Here is a 16,297-nt window from a genome sequence, read left to right on the forward strand (position 1 = left end):
CTTTGGTGACGGACGGTGGGGTGGGTCATGGGACTGGTCGAGGGGCTCTGGAAAGCCGGGGAAATGCCGCTGTGCGACGGCCTGTACCGGCCGGACGACACGGGCTTGGAGTTGCACGTCGACGGCCCGGGGGCGTACCACCCGGATGCCGGGCAGCTGATTCCCTTTCGTATCGGAGGGCCGTTCGACGTGGCCCAGGCCCTTGAGGAGCACAACACCGATGAGGTGAACACCAACTTCGAGGGCCGCCCGCTGCCGGACGGATCAGGATGGATGTCCGGCGGGGGTGGCGGGATGGGCAACATCGGTTACCTCGCCCGTCTCAACGCCGACGCGTCGTTGCGGTGGGTCGCCGTCATGTTCGTTTCCAACCCGTTCGTCAGCGTGCGCTACGAGGGCATGCGTGCCACCTTCACCAACGACTGGGGGAACCTGCTGATCCTCGACCTCGCGACCCCCGCTCTCGGCTGACCACCCGCGCCCGCCAGGGCAGGTCGCCCTTTCACGGCCATCGGCCGGGCGTCGCGACCCGGTGGACCTTTCCGGTCACGGCACTAGCGTCCGTTGAGCCAGCCGCAGACCCAGTAGTTCTGCTCGGCGTCGCGCTCGATGATCCACTGGTAGAGGACGTCGCCCGCCGGCTGCCCGGTTTCCAGGTCGCGCCGGGTGACCTTCGCCTCCACGCTGAGCTGGTCCACGAACGGCGGGATCTCGTACGGCAGGAGCGTCCAGCGGTCCACGAAGTGGTCGTTGAGGACGAACCCGAGCAGCGTGGACCGCAGCCGCGGGCAGGTGCCCCGGCGCAGCTCGGTCATGTTCTGGTCCTGCAGCCCGTTCATGTAGACCTCGAAGACCCGGTCGATGGCGGCGCGGTCCATGGGGGTGCGCAGGGACGGGGCCGGGCGCGACGGGGTGCGGGTCGGGGTGGGCGGCGGGGGTGAGGACGCGGGGGTTTCGGGTGTGCGCACCGGAGCCGGGGAGGACGGGCCGGTCGAGGGGGTGGGGCTCGCGGGCGCCGAAGCGCCCTTCCCGCGGGCGTCCGTGCCGGTGGCACCTGAGCCGGTGCCGCCGGAGGAGTCCGGCCACAGGATCCACGCGGGGACGGCGATGACGGCGGCGGTCACGAGCGACGTCAGCGCGCCGAGGCGGTACGTCCGCCCGCGGTCGGGCTGCCGGGCGTCGGGCGCGTGGGCGTCGGGCCGGCGCCCGCCCGCCCACGGCTCCCGCGCGGGTTCCCCGTACGCGGGGTCGTCGTGGCCGGCGCCGTCCGTCAGCCGCTCCGTGGGCGGTACGGGAGGACCGGGCGGCGGCGCGGAGAGCGGTGTGAGCGGCTGCGCGTCGCGGGCGAGTCCGGCGAGCAGTCCGTGGGCGGCCTCGGCGGACAGCCGCCGCGCGGGGTCCTTGTGGAGGAGGCCGGCCAGGAGCGGGGCCAGCGGCCCGGCGTGTACGGCGGGGGCGGGTTCCTCGGTGGCGACGGCGACGAGGACGGCCCCGGCCGTGCTGCCGGGGAACGGAGGGCTGCCCTCCACGGCGTTGAACAGCGTCGCGCCCAGCGACCACAGGTCGGACTCGGCGGTCGCCGGGAGTCCGCGCACCTGCTCGGGGGCCATGAAAGCCGGGGTCCCCATGAGCGCGCCCGACCGGGTCAGGGTCGCGTCGCCCTCGACCACGGCGATCCCGAAGTCGGTCAGGACCACCCGCTCGCCTTCGAGCAGCACGTTGGAGGGCTTGATGTCGCGGTGGGTGATGCCGACGCGGTGCGCGGCGCGTACGGCGGCCAGGACCTGGAGGCCCACGTGGGCGACCTGGTCCGGCGGCAACGGTCCCCGTGCGGCGATCAGATCGCCCAGGGAGGGGCCGTGGACCAGTTCCATGACGATCCACGGACGTCCGTCGTCGCTGGTGATCCGGTCGTGGACGGTGATGACGCCGTGGTGCTTGAGCCGCGCGGCGGCGCGCGCCTCGCGGTCGAGCCGGGCTATCCAGGAGTCCCGGGCGTCGCCGTCGAGGTCCTCGGGGAGGCGGAGTTCCTTGACGGCCACTTCCCGGTCGAGCTGTACGTCGTGGGCGCGCCAGACCGTACCCATGCCGCCCCGGCCGAGTAACCCGGAAAGCCGGTACCGCCCGGCCAGCACCCGCCCCAGATCCTCCGTCACGACACGGAACCTAGCCCATCGGCCCGGCGTACGAAACGGCGGGCGCCCCCGGCGGGCCGTTCTTCCCGTCGGGGGCGGCCCGGCCCGGCGCGCGGCCGGGGGCGGGTCAGGTGCCGGATCAGGCGGCGGCGGAGCGGGACCGGCTGGAGTCGCTGCACAGGGCCCAGATGACGAAGCAGGCGAGGGCGATGGAGATGATCGCCCAGACCGGGGTGTAGGGCAGCCACATGAAGTTGATGATGATGCTGATGGCCGCCAGCACCACGCCCGTCGCGCGGGCCCAGAGCGCGTGCTTGAGCAGTCCGGCGCCGACCACCACGAGGACGATGCCGAGGATCAGGTGGATCCAGCCCCAGGCCGTGACGTTGAACTTGAAGACGTAGTCGCCCAGTCTCGTGTAGACGTCGTCCTCGGCGATGCCGGCGATGCCCTTGATGATGCCGAGGACGCCGTCCACCAGGAGGAGGACGCCGGCGAACATGGTGCCGCCCGACGCCCATGCGCTCCGGCTGTCGTACACGTCCCGGCCGCGCGGAGCGCCGACGGGAGGGGTGGAAGGCGATTGCTGTGCCACGAGAAGCTCCTTCATGCGGCGGAGCGCCCGAACGGGACGCACCACCAGCCTCCAAGGCGCAGCGGACTCCTGACACCCGGCCGCGTCCGTTCGGGTGACGCGGCCCGTGACCGGTTGTGGGTGGCCGTCTCACTCTCTGAGTACGGCAGGGGGAACTTCAACATTTTGTTTAAGCTGAGCGCCGCTCTTCATCGCGTCCCCAGGAGTCCTTGCATGTCCACGCCCCAGCAGCCGGGTTACGGCCACTCCCAGCAGCCCTACGGCCAGCAGTTCCCGCCCCCGCCGAAGCCGGGCATGAGCACCGGGAAGAAGGTCGCCCTCGGCTGCGGCATCCCCACCGTCCTCGGTCTCCTCCTGCTCGGCGGGTGCGCCGTGCTGGTGGGCGAGGCGGCCGAGGAGGTCGGCAAGGAGCTGGACAAGAGCTACGACTCCGCCTCGGTCGCCCCCGACGCCCAGGGCAAGCCCGGCGACACCTCCACGGCCGGCAAGGACCCGGACATCACCCAGGACGTGAAGGTCACCAGCTGCAAGGTGCAGACGGGCGAGTACGACATCAAGGAACTGGACGTCGCGGTCGACTACGTCAACAGCGGTGACCGCCGGTACACCTACCTCGTCGAGGGCGAGATCCTCGTCAACGGCCAGAAGAAGGCCGACCTGACCTCGCTGGGCCAGAACCTCGCGCCGGGCCAGAAGTACACCGACGACACGGCCGGCGTGCTCGGCTACGAGGTCGCCCGGTCCGCGAAGGCGTCCGACAAGATCGAGTGCAAGATCCTCAAGGTGTCCCGCAACTCCTACTGAGTTTCCCCGCCTTCCCCCTTCGAGGCCCCCGCCGGCAGCCGGCGGGGGCCTTCGTCGTCGTGAGCCGCGTCTCACCCGGGCAGTGCCGCTTGTATGTGCAACGAGTTGCATAGAAAGATTCGGGGCATGGCCCTTGAGCACGCGATCCTCGTCTCCCTGCTGGAGCAGCCGGGCTCCGGCTACGAGCTGGCCCGTCGCTTCGACCGGTCCATCGGCTACTTCTGGACCGCGACCCACCAGCAGATCTACCGCGTGCTCAAGCGCATGGAGGGCGACGGCTGGCTCGACGTCCGCGAGGTGCCCCAGCAGGGCAGGCCGGACAAGAAGGAGTACTCCGTGGCCGACGCCGGCCGGAGCGCCCTCTCCGCCTGGCTGTGCGAGCCGATCCAGCCCGACACCGTCCGCCACGAGCTCGCGGTGAAGATCCGCGGCGCGGCCTTCGACGACCCGGCCGCCCTGATCCGCGAGGTGGAACGGCACCACCGGGCGCACGCCGACCGGCTCACGCACTACCTCGCCGGCGAGCGGCGCGACTTCACCGGCCCGGAAGCCCCCGAGGGCACCGACCCCGGCCGCGAGCTCCAGCACGTCGTGCTCCGCGGCGGCATCGCCTACGAGCGGATGCAGCTCGCCTGGCTGGAGGACGTACTGGCCACGCTCCACCGGCTCGCCGAGCACTGAGCCGCCCGCGCGTCCCCACCCCGACCCCCGACCCGAAAGGCGCACACCGATGACCGACCCGCTGCTGTTCAACCCGCACACCTACGACCCCGCGCACTTCGACCCCGAGACCCGCCGGCTGCTGCGCGCCACCGTGGACTGGTTCGAGGACCGCGGCAAGCGCCGGCTGATCGAGGACTACCGCTCCCGTGCCTGGCTCGCCGACTTCCTCGCCTTCTCCGCGAAGGAGGGCCTCTTCGCGGCCTTCCTGACCCCGGCGTCCGCCGCGGGACCGCAGGAGACGGACAAGCGCTGGGACACCGCGCGGATCGCCGCCCTCAACGAGATCTTCGGCTTCTACGGCCTGGACTACTGGTACGCCTGGCAGGTGACCATCCTCGGTCTCGGCCCGGTCTGGCAGAGCGACAACGCCGCCGCCCGCGGCCGCGCCGCCGAACTCCTCGCCGAGGGCGAGGTGTTCGCCTTCGGCCTGTCCGAGAAGACCCACGGCGCCGACATCTACTCCACCGACATGCTGCTGACCCCGGACGGCGACGGAGGCTTCCGCGCCACCGGCTCCAAGTACTACATCGGCAACGGCAACGCCGCCGGACTCGTCTCCGTCTTCGGCCGCCGCACCGACGTGGAGGGCGCCGACGGCTACGTGTTCTTCGCCGCCGACAGCCGCCACCCGGCGTACCGGCTCGTGAAGAACGTCGTCGACTCCTCCAAGTACGTCAGCGAGTTCCGCCTGGAGGACTACCCGGTCGGCGCCGATGACGTCCTGCACACCGGCCGCGCGGCCTTCGACGCCGCCCTCAACACCGTCAACGTCGGCAAGTTCAACCTCTGCACGGCCTCGATCGGCATCTGCGAGCACGCGATGTACGAGGCCGTCACCCACGCGCAGAACCGCGTCCTGTACGGCCGTCCCGTCACCGCCTTCCCGCACGTGCGCCGGGAGCTGGCCGACGCCTACGTCCGCCTCGTCGGGATGAAGCTGTTCAGCGACCGGGCCGTCGACTACTTCCGCTCCGCCGGCCCCGACGACCGCCGCTACCTGCTGTTCAACCCGATGACCAAGATGAAGGTGACCACCGAGGGCGAGAAGGTCATCGACCTCATGTGGGACGTCATCGCGGCCAAGGGCTTCGAGAAGGACACCTACTTCGCCCAGGCGGCCGTCGAGATCCGCGGCCTGCCGAAGCTGGAGGGCACGGTCCACGTCAACCTCGCCCTGATCCTCAAGTTCATGCGCAACCACCTGCTGGAGCCGGCCGAGTACGCGCCCGTCCCGACCCGCCTCGACGCGGCCGACGACGACTTCCTCTTCCGCCAGGGCCCCGCCCGCGGCCTCGGCTCCGTACGCTTCCACGACTGGCGCCCCGCCTTCGACGCGTACGCCGCGCTGCCCAACGTCGCCCGATTCCGCGAGCAGGCCGACGCGCTGTGCGAGTTCGTCACGACCGCCGCCCCCGGCGAGGAGCAGAGCCGTGACCTCGACCTCCTCCTGGCCGTCGGCCAGCTCTTCGCGCTGGTCGTCCACGGCCAGCTGATCCTGGAGCAGGCCCGCCTGACGGACCTGGACGAGGACGTCCTCGACGAGCTTTTCGCCGTGCTCGTACGGGACTTCTCCGCGCACGCGGTCGAACTGCACGGCAAGGACTCCGCCACCGGGGAGCAGCAGACCTGGGCGCTCGGAGCGGTCCGCCGTCCGGTCGTCGACGCCGACCGCTCGGCCCGCGTCTGGGCGCGCGTCGAGGCGCTGTCCGGCGCCTACGAGATGAAGCCGTAGCACGGAACGGGCCCGGCTCCGTCGCGGGACGCGACGGGGCCGGGCCCTCCCGCACGCGTCAGGCCTGTTCGCCCTCCAGCCCCTCCAGGCTGTCCATGAACGAGCTGACGGAGAACACCGCGCGGCCGGGACCGGCCGGGCCGTAGCCGGGGGGCGAGCTCAGGCCGAACTCCTCCAGCGTCGCCCGGTACGTCTCCAGCAGCCGGATGTGGTACTCGAGCGGCGCGCCCAGCGGGTTGGCCTTGCCGAGCGGCGTCGTCGGTTCCGGGCACCAGGTGGTGAACCGCGGTACGACTCCGTGCGACATGAAGAACCGCAGCCCCTCGGCGGTCGAATCGATCGCCTCGCTCACCTTGGTGAAGCCGAAGGGTTCCGCCATCTCGATGCCCGCCACGAAGTTGGGGATCACGTTGCGGGCGCCGAACACCTCCGCGGAGTCCAGGATCCGGCGGTGCCACTCGTCGCGGCCGACGTAGCGCTCCTTGCCCGGGCAGTGCAGCTCGAAGAGCCGGCGGTCCCACACCTCGAAGTTCGGGTGGTAGATCCGGATGCCGTAGTCGTGGAAGCGCTGCACGTCGTCACGGGGCAGTGCCTGGGCGACGACCTTGCCGGTCCAGCGGCCGGGGAAGCGCTCCTCGATGGCCTTGGCGTAGTGGCCGTAGAAATCGGCCTCGTCGCGGCCGGCGACCTGGGAGGTGATCGAGCCGCCCGTGAGGGTGTAGGCCTTGGAGGCGCCCGCCGTGTCGTACCGGTCGATGATCTCCAGGGCCTCCAGCACCTCCTCGACCGGCTTGACGCCCGTGTAGGGGCGGCCGGCCGCCTTGTGCTGGCGCCAGTTGTGGTTGATGTCGCAGAACTGGCACTCCTCCTTGGCGCCGAAGTACTGGCACACCCGGAACACCGTCAGGTAGATGAGGTAGCCCCACTGGATGGTCGGCGCGACCTCCATCACCGACTTGCCGTTCGACAGCTTGTGCCGGTAGTACTCCGGCATCGGCGGCAGGCCGACGTCCGCGATCCGCGCGCCGTCCAGGTACAGGCCGAGCGTGCCGTCCTCGCCGCCCCGCACCACGTACGGGGAGTCCGGGTTGACCCGTACCGACACGACCGTGCGGCGCAGGTCGTACGGGCCGCCGGTGAGCACGACCTCCTCGGGTGGCCGGTTGAGCGCGGCCGCCCCGAGCTCCGGCAGGGTGCGGTGGTCGAAGGAGAAGATGAAGTACGACTTCGGCTTGACGTCGCCGCTGCCGCCGTCGGCGGTGCCGCTGAGCGCTGACTCGTCGAAAGCCATGCCGCCCCGCAGGAGGTCTTCCTTGATCACGGCTTCCCGGGGCACGTGGGGGAAACGGCCCATCAGGTCCTCGATCAGTGCGGTGCGGCTCGTGCCGTCCGCGTCGTGCGCGCCGTTCGCGTTTCGCTTCATTTCCGACTCCTTCGAGGTCGCGCGCCGGGGCGCGCGGAACTGACCGCGTGCTGTGTCCGTGCCGGTACGGGTCACTTCGTCCGGGCGTCCAGTGCCGGTGCCATCATCGCGAAGGCCCGTTCGGCCAGTGCGGCCGGGTCCTCGTCCCCGTCGCCGGAGCTCCACCGGTGCAGCACGGCGTCGAAGGCGGTCAGCGCCATTCCGGCGGCCAGCCGCGGGTAGAGATCGGCCTCGGGATCGAGCTCCAGGCGGCGCGCCAGTTCCACCGTCAGGCCGTCGCGCCATTCGGCCTGGCGCTCCAGGAAGCGGGCGAGCAGGGCCGGGGTGCGCAGGATCAGCCGCACCACCGGAAGCGCCCGGTCGGAGTGGTCGCCGCAGGCGCCGAGGGGGACCGAGACGGCGTGCCGCAGCGCCACCGACGGCAGCTCCCGCGGCGGACGCGCCGCGAGTTCCGCGGTGATGCCCGCGCCCATGTCGGCCAGGAACTGGACGACCACGTCCTCCTTGGACGCGAAATAGCGGAAGAACGTCCGCTTGGAGACGCCGGCCGTGGTGGCGATCTCGTCGATCGTGACCACGTCGAAACCCTTCAGGGCCAGCAACTGCAGTGCCGCTTCGGTCAGCTCGTTCGAGACGAGCAGGCGTTTGCGCTGGGCCATGGAGAGGTCGGGGCGGGAGGTCACCGGCTCATCGTACCCCCATGCCTCAGATGGCGTTCAGCAGCATTCTTGACACCAAGTGCCACATTCGACAATCTGTGCCGCATGACACCGCATCAGAGCTGGAGCGCCGAACGGATACCGGACCAGAGCGGCCGGGTCGCCGTCGTCACCGGAGCCAACAGCGGCCTGGGGCTGGCCACGGCACGGGCGCTCGCGAGCAGGGGCGGCCGCGTGATCCTCGCGGTCCGCGACCTGGAGAAGGGCCGCCGGGCCGCCGCCGAGATCACCGCCGGGCAGCCGGACGCCCGCCTGGAGGTCCTCCGCCTCGACCTCGCCGACCTGGAGTCGGTCCGCTCCTTCGCCCGCGAGGTACGCGCGGGCCGTCCCCGGCTGGACCTCCTCGTCAACAACGCCGGAGTGATGGCACCGCCCCGCACGCTCAGCGCCCAGGGCCACGAGATCCAGTTCGCCGCCAACCACCTGGGCCACTTCGCGCTCACCGGACTGCTGCTCGACCTGCTGTCCGCGGGCGACCGGCCCCGGGTGGTGACGGTCAGTTCGGCCAACCACCGGCGGGGCCGCCTGCACTTCGACGACCTCTCCGGCGAACGCGCCTACGCACCCATGAGGTTCTACAACCAGTCCAAATTCGCCAACGCCGTCTTCGGGCAGGAGCTCCACCGACGGCTCTCCGCCTCCGGCAGCCCGGTGCGCAGCGTGCTCGCACACCCCGGCTACGCCGCCACCAACCTGCAGACGAACGGCCCGGTCGGCCTGGTGAAGCTGCTGTTCGGCCGCGTCCTCGCCCCGCTCGCCCAGTCCCCGGACCGGGGCGCGCTGCCCCAGCTGTACGCGGCGACGGCCCCGGACGTGGAGGGCGGGCAGTTCATCGGGCCCGACGGCACGGCCGAGCTGCGCGGAGGCCCGACGCGGGTGGAGACGGCTCCGGCGGCGGCCGACGGGGAAACCGGCCGCAGGCTGTGGGAGCTGTCGGAACGGCTCACGGACGTGCGGTTCGCGTTCGCGACGCCCGGGTGATCCACCGGTTCACCCGGCCCGGTCCGGCCGCCTTGCCGGTGTCGATGGCGGTGCCGGTGCGGGGTGCGGTTCCGGCGGTGACCGGCGGGGCGGCTTCCGCCGGGGCGGGCTCCTCCGGAGTGGGGTGCGGCCGGCGGTGCCACCAGTGGTGGCGCCTCGGGTGGACCGCGCGGCCCATGCGGCGGCCGAGGATGAGGTAACCCAGCAGCGCTCCGCTGGTGTTGAGGATGACGTCGTCCACGTCGAACGCCCGGCCCGTGACCAGTGCCCCCTGGATGAGCTCGACGAGCGTCATCACGACGGAGGTCGCCAGCGCCACCCGGAGCAGCCCCCGGGCCTGCGGCAGCAGCACGGGCAGCAGCACCCCGAACGGGACGCCCAGCAGGAGGTTGCCGCCGAGCTGCTTGGCGGCGTCCTTGACGGACGCGCCGTCGAGGTAGGCGCGGATCGACGCGCCCGGGTGGACGTTGCTGTGCACGAGGTCGGCGGAGGCCGCCGACGGCTCCAGGGTGACGCGGGCCAGGGCGAGGCTGAACAGGACCGTTCCCGCGAAGGCGGCCAGCACCGCCAGGGCGCGCAGCACCGGGTGGACGGGCGGACGCGGCGGGGCCGGCGGAACCGACGGCCGCCGGCGCGGCCACGGCCGACTGCGGGGCTCGGCGGGGACCGCCGGGCGGGGCTCGGCGGGGGTCTTGGGATCGTCCATGGTCACTCCCTCGGGAACCGCTCGGATGCTGGCGGGCCGTGTACCCCGCCGCGGGGCGTCCACGCCCGCCCCGCGCCGACCGCTGCCGACGTACACGGGATGACCATGAACTGACGGGGCATCCGCTCCGCATGGAGACCCACGCGAACGACACCGCGCCGTCCCCCGGACCGGACGTACGGCGAAAGAAGCGCAGACGCCGGGCGGTACGGGCCGCCGTCGCCCTGGCGGCCGTCGCCGTCCTGCTCCTGGTCGCCGGCCGGCTCCTCCAACTCCCCGGCCTCGGCGACCTCTTCGGCACCCGCACCCACGACCGGACCGGCCCGGCCGTGCTCACCTCCCTGCGCGACATGAGCCGGCTGGAGGGCGCCGCGGGCGACTACCAGGTCGTGGTGGACCTGGAACACGACGCCCCCTTCCTCCCGGACGCGGTCCGCGGGACCCGCACCCTGTACGTCGGCGCCGGAACCGTCTCCGCCTACGTGGAACTGGGCGGACTCGACGAACGGGCCGTGACCGTCGACAAGGACCGGACCGGGGTCGTCCTGCGGCTGCCCCACGCCGCGCTCGGGACCCCGGCGCTGGATCCGGAGCGCTCGTACGCCGTCTCCAAACAGCGCGGCCTGCTGGACCGGCTGGGCGACCTGTTCTCGGACAACCCGGCGGGCGAACAGGCCGTGCAGAAGCTCGCCGTCCAGCGGATCGACGGGGCGGCCCGCGCGAGCGGGCTCACCCAGCGCGCCGAACGGAACACCACGGCGGTCCTGGAGGGCCTGCTGCGGTCGCTCGGCTTCGAACGGATCTCCGTCTCCTACGCGTGACCGCCGGGCGGCCGGGGGCTCAGCGCGCCCGGCCGGGCCCGCGCGGATCGACGGGGGTGAGGACCCCGAGCCGGTCCTCGACCGCCTGCGCCGCGTCCAGGCACAGGTCCTCCCGGAAGGCCCGCCCCACGATCTGCACCCCGCAGGGCAGCCCGTCCGTGATCCCGGTCGGCACGGCCACGGCGGGCACCCCCACGAAGCTGGTCACCGTGCACAGCCGCATCCCCGCCCCCACCCGGTCCCGGCCCGCCCCGTCGCGCGACTCCAGACCCGGCGCGACGGGCGGCTCGGTGAAGGACGGCCCGAGCAGCAGCGGGTGGGCGTCGAGGAACTCGGCCCAGGAGCGGCGGATGCTCATCCAGGTGCCCATCAGCCGCACGAGCTCCTCCGCGCTCGCGGGCGGCGTCCGCTCCATGGCCATCGCGATGTACCGGTCCCCGCCCGGGCCGAGCAGCGTGCGCACCGCGGGCCAGGACGGGGCGAACTCCGTCATGGTGATCCGGCCGTACGCCTCCAGCGCCTCTTCGAGCCGCGGTACGTCGGCCACCTCGCGCACGTCGTACCCGGCGTCCCGGAGCGCCCCGGCGGCGGCCCCGACGGCCGCGCGCACCGCCGGGTGCACGCCGAGCCCGCCGGGATCCGGCACCACGGCCACCTTGACCGGCCCCGGGAGGGGCTCCCCGTACGCCGGTACCGGCACGGCCCGCGGGTCGCGCGGATCGGTACCGGCCAGCACCTCGTAGGCCAGGCGCAGGTCGGCCACCCGGCGGGCCAGCGGGCCGTCGGTGACCAGCATCTGGGAGGCCGGCCCGGGGTCGTCGGGGCCGAGGACGCGGTGGTCCGCCGGGAAGCGCCCCGTGGTCGGCTTCAGCCCCGCCACGCCGCAGAACTGTGCCGGGACGCGGATCGAGCCGCCGGAGTCGTTGCCGAGGCCGAGCGCCGCCATGCCGGTGGCGACGGCCACGGCGTCACCCCCGCTGCTGCCGCCCGGGGTCAGGGCGGGGTCCCACGGGTTGACCGTGTCGCCGAACAGCTCGCTGCGGGTGTGCATCCCGGCCAGGATCAGCGTGGGTACGTTGGCGTGCCCGATCGGGACCGCCCCGGCGGCCCGCAGCCGGGCCACGGGCGGGGCGTCGGCCCGCGCCACCAGGTCGCGGAAGCGCGGGACCCCGAAGGTCGTCGGCACCCCTTCGACCGGGGTGCTCTCCTTCACCGTGAACGGCACCCCGGCGAGCGGCCCGAGCGCCTCGCCGGCGGCCCGGCGGCGGTCGGTGTCCGCCGCGGCCTCGCGGGCCCGGCCGGCCATGAGCTGGGTGACCGCGTTCACCGCGGGGTTCACCTCGGCGATGCGTTCCAGGTGGCTCTCGACCAGCTCCGCCGCCGAGACCTCCCCGCTCCGCACGGCCGCCGCCTGCCGGCCGGCCGGCATCCTCCACAGGGCGTCGGGCATGACCCGTACCGCCTTTCCCGTCTTCGTTCCGATGCGCTTGCATCGGTACTGTAGCGCGTCATCCGATGCGGGCGCATCGGATAAAGTGCGGGGAGACGGAAGCACACGCGCGCCACGACGGGGAGGGCGGCCGGCATGCCCAGGCAGGTGGACCACGAGGGCCGGCGCCGGCTCATCGCCGAAGCGGTCTGCCGCCTCGCCGACGAACGCGGCCTGGAAGGGGTGACCCTGCGTGATGTCGCCGCCCGCGCGCAGGTGTCGATGGGCGCCGTCCAACGGTGCTTCCGCACCAAGGACGAGATGCTCGTCTTCGCGCTCGGACACGTCGGCGAGCAGATCACCGGACGGGTGCGGGTTCGGCTGCTGCGGAGCCCCGCGCAATCGGCGGCCACCGCCCTGGGCGGAGCGGTCACCGAACTGTCCCTGCTGGGCGAGGAACACCGCGCGGAGGCCCGGGTCTGGCTCGCCTTCGTCGCGCAGGCGGCCGTCAGTCCGTCGCTGGCCGAGACGCTGAAGGCCAACTACGCCGCCCTCCAGGAGGCGTTCACCGGACTCGTCGCGGAAGTGGCCGGGGGGACCGGGGCGGCCGGGGCGCTCGACGCCCGCCGCGAGGCCCGCACGCTCCTGGCCCTCGCCGACGGGCTCACCACGCACGTCCTCGTCGGACACCTCACCCCGCAGGACGCCCAGGACGTCCTCCACGCCCACCTGTCCGCGCTGTGGGAACGCTGACGCCGACCCGTTCGGATGAATCCAGGGCTCACGGCCGTCACCGTGGGTAGTTCACCCGGCGAGGCATCCGTGCACCATGCACGGGCCGATCGTCCTGGCCGCCCCTGGAGGGCTCATGTCCGTTTCGCACCGCACCCACCGGCTCCTCACCACCGCAGCCGTCGCCCTGCTGCTCGGCGCGGGGCTCGTCGCCCCCGCGACGGCCCACGCGGCCACCACGGCCGCCCCGTCCGCGTCGGCGTCCCTCCGGGCGCCCGGGTTCAACGCCGGCGGTGTCTGGGACATCTACCAGACCAACGCGACGGTACGGGTCAACCTGTCGCAGGACGGCGGCGGAAACCTCTACGGAACCGTCTCCTCGGGGAACACGGTCGGGACGCTCGACGGCGGAGCCGTGAACGGCAACGACATCCACTTCACCGTGCGCTGGTCGCACGGCCCCGTCGGCCGCTACACGGGGACCCGGGGCGCGGACGGCCGTCTCTCCGGTCTCACCGTCGACCTGACCAACCCCAACAGCCAGGCCACCTGGTACACCCGCCGCACCTTCTGACGGCACCCCCGACCCGGTGCCACGCACCGGCGCGAACGCCGGTCCGGCCCCGCGCACTTCCCGTGCGCGGGGCCTCCCGCACGTCCGGCCGCCCCGCCGGGCGGCGCGACCTCACCCGGAGGGCCCACCCTGATGGTCCCTCGGGGCGGCACGCCCCAGGGTGGAGGCGGGACGCCTCCCGCCGCTGCCGGGCCGGGCGGCCTCCACAGCCGAGGGAGACCGCCGATGCGCCGCTACCCGCCGATCGCCGAGCACGGCCTGATCGGAGACCTCCAGACCTGCGCGCTCGTGTCCTCCGACGGCGTCCTGGACTGGTTCTGCTCGCCGCGCTTCGACTCGCCCAGCATCTTCGCCGGCCTCCTCGACCACGAGAGGGGCGGCCACTTCGCGATCACCGCCGACGCCCCCGACGTCACCACCCGCCAGCTCTACCTCGCCGACACCGCCGTCCTCATCACCCGCTTCCTCACCACGGACGGAGTCGGCGAGGTCATCGACTACATGCCCGTCGTGCGCGAACCCGTCGCCACCGACCGCCACCGGGTGGTGCGCGTCCTGCGCGCCGTACGCGGAACCGTGCGCTTCGCCCTGGAGTGCCGCCCGCGCTTCGACTACGGCCGCGCCCCCCACACCCTGGCCCTGGACGGCGCCACCGCCCGCTTCGAGGGCCCGGACGTCACCGCGTACCTCCAGAGCGTCGGCCCCGTACCGCTGGAGGCCGAGGGGAACGACGTACGCGCGGGCGTCACCCTGGCGGCCGGCGAGCGCGCCGCCGTCGTCCTCACGGTCCGCGACGCCCGCGGCCCCGCCCCGGACCCCCCGACCGAGGCCGCCATGATCGAGGAGTTCACCGGCGTGCGCCTCTTCTGGCACGGCTGGATCGGCCGGTGCACCTACCGAGGCCGCTGGCAGGAGATCGTCAACCGCTCCGCCATCACCCTCAAGCTCCTCACCTACGCGCCCACCGGCGCCCCCATCGCCGCCGCCACCCTCGGCCTGCCCGAGCAGGAGGGCGGCGAACGCAACTGGGACTACCGCTACACCTGGGTCCGGGACGCCTCCCTGTCCGTACGGGCCATGCGCGACCTCGGCTTCACGGAAGAGGCCGACGCCTTCCGCGCCTGGCTCGGCCAACGCCTCTACGACGGCGGCGCCCCCAACGGCGAACCCCTGCAGATCATGTACCGCGTCGACGGCGACCCGTACCTGCCCGAGGAGGTCCTCGGCCACCTGGAGGGCTGGCGCGGCTCCGCCCCGGTGCGCGTCGGCAACGGCGCCGCCTCCCAGCTGCAACTGGACATCTACGGCGAGGCCGTCTACGCCCTCGCCCAGGTCGACCACGCCACCCACGTGATCGGCTACGACGGCTGGAAGCTCTTCGCGGGCCTGCTGGACTGGCTCTGCGAGAACTGGGACCGCGCCGACGAGGGCATCTGGGAAACCCGGGGCGGCCGGCAGCACTTCACGTACAGCCGTCTCATGTGCTGGGTGGCCTTCGACCGCGGCATCCGCCAGGCCACGGCCAACGCCCGGCCGGCGGACCTGCCCCGCTGGACCGCCGCACGGGACGCGGTCCTGGAACAGATCATGACCCGCGGCTGGAGCGAGGAACGCGGGGCGTTCGTCCAGCACCACGACACCACCGTCCTGGACGCCTCCCTGCTGCTGATGCCCCTCGTCGGATTCGTCTCGCCGAAGGATCCCCGCTGGCTGTCCACGCTGGAGGCCATGGACGCCGAACTCGTCGCCGACAGCCTCGTCTACCGCTACGACCCGCGAGCCTCCCCCGACGGCCTGCGGGGCACCGAGGGCACCTTCTCCCTGTGCAGCTTCCTGTACGTCTACGCCCTCGCCCGCGCCGGACGGGCGGAACAGGCCCGCTACGCCTTCGACAAGATGCTCACCTACGGCAACCACGTCGGGCTGTTCGCCGAGGAGATCGGCCCCACGGGCGAGCAGCTCGGCAACTTCCCCCAGGCCTTCACCCACCTCGCCCTCATCACCGCCGCCCTCACCCTCGACGCCGAACTCGACGCGGCACCGGGCGCCGGCTGACCGGGCACCGCCCGGCGGTGCGCCGCCGGGCTCAGCCGGCCCGGTGGCCCCAGGCCGTGATCAGCCCGGGCGACAGGTCAGCGCAGCCGGGGGAGTCGAGGTAGCGGACCGCCGCGTCGATCCCCGCGTCGTCCACCAGCCCCGTCGCGGTCATGGCCGCCCGGGCCCGGTCCCAGGTGTCGGCCCAGAACCGGCTGATCGGGCTGCCGGGCACCAGCGGCGGGACCCGGACCTCCGCGGCCACGTCGGCCAGCCCGGCGGCGCGCAGCAGGTGCGGGTAGTGCGGGGTCCAGGACACGTCGGTGCCGATCGTCTCGCGCAGCCCCTGCCACATGGCCCGCATCGCCAGCGCGTACGGGGTCGTGGGCGCGGCCCCGCCCGTCACGTCGACGGCGTCCCCGAGGACCAGGACCCCACCGGGGACGAGCAGTCCGGCGAGGCGGGAGATCAGGCGCTCCCGCCCGGGCAGGTGCATCAGGACGAACCGGGCGTGGACCAGCCGGAACCGGCCGGGGTCGAACCCCGGGTCGAGGACGTCCGCCTCCAGGACACCGAGCCCGGGCTCGGGGCGGGCCGCCAGGAAACGGACGTCCCGGTCGACGGCCAGCACGCTCGAAACACGGGCCTCCCGCAGCAGCCGCCGCGCCACGCTGCCGGTGCCCGCCCCGAGTTCGAGGCACTCCCAGCCGGGCCCGGCCCCCAGCTCCCGCAGCCGGGCGAGGGTGACGTCGTCGTACGCGAGGGCGCCGAGGTCGATGCGTCCCTCCTCCCCGGCCCGCCCGGGCTGGAAGACCTCGCTGCCGTAGCGGCCGGGCGCGGCGGGCCCCGCAACCGCTGCGTCGTCGGCCGGGCCGGTTTCCGGCATGGC

16 protein-coding genes are annotated in these 16,297 nt (G+C 73.1%); 9 read left to right on the plus strand and 7 right to left on the minus strand.

Annotated features, from left to right (window positions below; genetic code table 11):
* Nucleotides 1–27: 27 nt before the first annotated feature.
* Nucleotides 28–471 carry a hypothetical protein gene (locus AC07B0_RS01190; protein ID WP_356871724.1) on the plus strand — a complete coding sequence of 148 codons (444 nt, stop codon included), beginning with the start codon at nucleotides 28–30 and terminating at the stop codon, nucleotides 469–471.
* An 83-nt stretch (nucleotides 472–554) separates the two neighbouring features.
* Here AC07B0_RS01190 and AC07B0_RS01195 read toward each other — a convergent pair whose 3' ends face one another.
* Nucleotides 555–2,156 carry a serine/threonine-protein kinase gene (locus AC07B0_RS01195; RefSeq protein ID WP_478896114.1) on the minus strand — a complete coding sequence of 534 codons (1,602 nt, stop codon included), beginning with the start codon at nucleotides 2,154–2,156 and terminating at the stop codon, nucleotides 555–557.
* Between the two features lie 118 nt (nucleotides 2,157–2,274).
* Nucleotides 2,275–2,730, minus strand: a complete 456-nt coding sequence (locus tag AC07B0_RS01200; RefSeq protein WP_356871720.1) for a DUF7144 family membrane protein — start codon at nucleotides 2,728–2,730, stop codon at nucleotides 2,275–2,277.
* A gap of 213 nt (nucleotides 2,731–2,943) precedes the next feature.
* On the opposite strand from AC07B0_RS01200, the gene AC07B0_RS01205 reads away from it, so the two are divergent.
* From AC07B0_RS01205 to AC07B0_RS01215, 3 genes are all read left to right on the plus strand, one after another.
* The gene (locus AC07B0_RS01205; protein WP_356871718.1) at nucleotides 2,944–3,534 is read left to right on the plus strand and encodes a hypothetical protein; all 591 of its coding nucleotides are present in this window, start codon (nucleotides 2,944–2,946) and stop codon (nucleotides 3,532–3,534) included.
* Nucleotides 3,535–3,660: 126 nt separating this feature from the next.
* On the plus strand, nucleotides 3,661–4,215 hold the full coding sequence (locus tag AC07B0_RS01210) for a PadR family transcriptional regulator (RefSeq protein ID WP_356871716.1): 555 nt from the start codon (nucleotides 3,661–3,663) through the stop codon (nucleotides 4,213–4,215).
* 49 nt (nucleotides 4,216–4,264) lie between these two features.
* Complete coding sequence (locus AC07B0_RS01215; protein WP_356871714.1) at nucleotides 4,265–5,989, plus strand: acyl-CoA dehydrogenase family protein; 1,725 nt, start codon at nucleotides 4,265–4,267, stop codon at nucleotides 5,987–5,989.
* Between the two features lie 58 nt (nucleotides 5,990–6,047).
* On the opposite strand, the gene AC07B0_RS01220 is transcribed toward AC07B0_RS01215, so the two are convergent.
* Nucleotides 6,048–7,412: a radical SAM protein gene (locus AC07B0_RS01220; RefSeq protein WP_356871712.1), complete on the minus strand. Its 1,365-nt coding sequence runs from the start codon at nucleotides 7,410–7,412 to the stop codon at nucleotides 6,048–6,050.
* A gap of 71 nt (nucleotides 7,413–7,483) precedes the next feature.
* Nucleotides 7,484–8,095: a TetR family transcriptional regulator gene (locus AC07B0_RS01225; RefSeq protein WP_356871710.1), complete on the minus strand. Its 612-nt coding sequence runs from the start codon at nucleotides 8,093–8,095 to the stop codon at nucleotides 7,484–7,486.
* 81 nt (nucleotides 8,096–8,176) lie between these two features.
* Between AC07B0_RS01225 and AC07B0_RS01230 the strand changes: the two genes are divergently transcribed.
* A complete protein-coding gene (locus AC07B0_RS01230) occupies nucleotides 8,177–9,112 on the plus strand; it encodes an oxidoreductase (RefSeq protein ID WP_478896116.1) in 936 nt (311 codons plus the stop codon).
* On the opposite strand, the gene AC07B0_RS01235 is transcribed toward AC07B0_RS01230, so the two are convergent.
* Entirely contained in the window at nucleotides 9,075–9,818 is a 744-nt protein-coding gene (locus tag AC07B0_RS01235) for a VanZ family protein (RefSeq protein WP_478896118.1), read from the minus strand. The genes AC07B0_RS01230 and AC07B0_RS01235 overlap by 38 nt on opposite strands.
* 131 nt (nucleotides 9,819–9,949) lie before the next feature.
* On the opposite strand from AC07B0_RS01235, the gene AC07B0_RS01240 reads away from it, so the two are divergent.
* Complete coding sequence (locus tag AC07B0_RS01240) at nucleotides 9,950–10,639, plus strand: DUF4230 domain-containing protein (RefSeq protein WP_467292105.1); 690 nt, start codon at nucleotides 9,950–9,952, stop codon at nucleotides 10,637–10,639.
* 19 nt (nucleotides 10,640–10,658) lie between these two features.
* Here AC07B0_RS01240 and AC07B0_RS01245 read toward each other — a convergent pair whose 3' ends face one another.
* Nucleotides 10,659–12,089 carry an amidase gene (locus AC07B0_RS01245; protein ID WP_356871702.1) on the minus strand — a complete coding sequence of 477 codons (1,431 nt, stop codon included), beginning with the start codon at nucleotides 12,087–12,089 and terminating at the stop codon, nucleotides 10,659–10,661.
* Between the two features lie 135 nt (nucleotides 12,090–12,224).
* On the opposite strand from AC07B0_RS01245, the gene AC07B0_RS01250 reads away from it, so the two are divergent.
* The 3 genes from AC07B0_RS01250 to AC07B0_RS01260 all read left to right on the plus strand — a co-directional run bounded on the left by AC07B0_RS01250 (nucleotide 12,225) and on the right by AC07B0_RS01260 (nucleotide 15,429).
* A complete protein-coding gene (locus tag AC07B0_RS01250) occupies nucleotides 12,225–12,821 on the plus strand; it encodes a TetR/AcrR family transcriptional regulator (RefSeq protein ID WP_478896120.1) in 597 nt (198 codons plus the stop codon).
* Nucleotides 12,822–12,936: 115 nt separating this feature from the next.
* Nucleotides 12,937–13,374, plus strand: a complete 438-nt coding sequence (locus AC07B0_RS01255; protein WP_478896121.1) for a hypothetical protein — start codon at nucleotides 12,937–12,939, stop codon at nucleotides 13,372–13,374.
* Nucleotides 13,375–13,599: 225 nt separating this feature from the next.
* On the plus strand, nucleotides 13,600–15,429 hold the full coding sequence (locus AC07B0_RS01260) for a glycoside hydrolase family 15 protein (protein ID WP_478896123.1): 1,830 nt from the start codon (nucleotides 13,600–13,602) through the stop codon (nucleotides 15,427–15,429).
* Between the two features lie 31 nt (nucleotides 15,430–15,460).
* Here the strand turns inward: AC07B0_RS01260 and AC07B0_RS01265 are convergent, their stop codons facing one another.
* Nucleotides 15,461–16,294 (minus strand): class I SAM-dependent methyltransferase, encoded by an 834-nt coding sequence (locus AC07B0_RS01265; RefSeq protein ID WP_478865327.1) that lies wholly within the window; start codon nucleotides 16,292–16,294, stop codon nucleotides 15,461–15,463.
* Between the last annotated feature and the right edge of the window lie 3 nt (nucleotides 16,295–16,297).

The organism is Streptomyces sp. NPDC044704 (assembly GCF_056433525.1).

What these genes read in the sequence shown, in the direction of transcription:
- AC07B0_RS01260 (WP_478896123.1), top strand. Translation starts at nt 13,600, where the DNA reads ATGCGCCGCTACCCGCCGATCGCCGAGCACGGCCTGATCGGAGACCTC.
- AC07B0_RS01240 (WP_467292105.1), top strand. Translation starts at nt 9,950, where the DNA reads ATGGAGACCCACGCGAACGACACCGCGCCGTCCCCCGGACCGGACGTA.
- AC07B0_RS01245 (WP_356871702.1), bottom strand. Translation starts at nt 12,089, where the DNA reads ATGCCCGACGCCCTGTGGAGGATGCCGGCCGGCCGGCAGGCGGCGGCC.
- AC07B0_RS01210 (WP_356871716.1), top strand. Translation starts at nt 3,661, where the DNA reads ATGGCCCTTGAGCACGCGATCCTCGTCTCCCTGCTGGAGCAGCCGGGC.
- AC07B0_RS01205 (WP_356871718.1), top strand. Translation starts at nt 2,944, where the DNA reads ATGTCCACGCCCCAGCAGCCGGGTTACGGCCACTCCCAGCAGCCCTAC.
- AC07B0_RS01235 (WP_478896118.1), bottom strand. Translation starts at nt 9,818, where the DNA reads ATGGACGATCCCAAGACCCCCGCCGAGCCCCGCCCGGCGGTCCCCGCC.
- AC07B0_RS01220 (WP_356871712.1), bottom strand. Translation starts at nt 7,412, where the DNA reads ATGAAGCGAAACGCGAACGGCGCGCACGACGCGGACGGCACGAGCCGC.
- AC07B0_RS01255 (WP_478896121.1), top strand. Translation starts at nt 12,937, where the DNA reads ATGTCCGTTTCGCACCGCACCCACCGGCTCCTCACCACCGCAGCCGTC.
- AC07B0_RS01265 (WP_478865327.1), bottom strand. Translation starts at nt 16,294, where the DNA reads ATGCCGGAAACCGGCCCGGCCGACGACGCAGCGGTTGCGGGGCCCGCC.
- AC07B0_RS01215 (WP_356871714.1), top strand. Translation starts at nt 4,265, where the DNA reads ATGACCGACCCGCTGCTGTTCAACCCGCACACCTACGACCCCGCGCAC.
- AC07B0_RS01230 (WP_478896116.1), top strand. Translation starts at nt 8,177, where the DNA reads ATGACACCGCATCAGAGCTGGAGCGCCGAACGGATACCGGACCAGAGC.
- AC07B0_RS01250 (WP_478896120.1), top strand. Translation starts at nt 12,225, where the DNA reads ATGCCCAGGCAGGTGGACCACGAGGGCCGGCGCCGGCTCATCGCCGAA.
- AC07B0_RS01190 (WP_356871724.1), top strand. Translation starts at nt 28, where the DNA reads ATGGGACTGGTCGAGGGGCTCTGGAAAGCCGGGGAAATGCCGCTGTGC.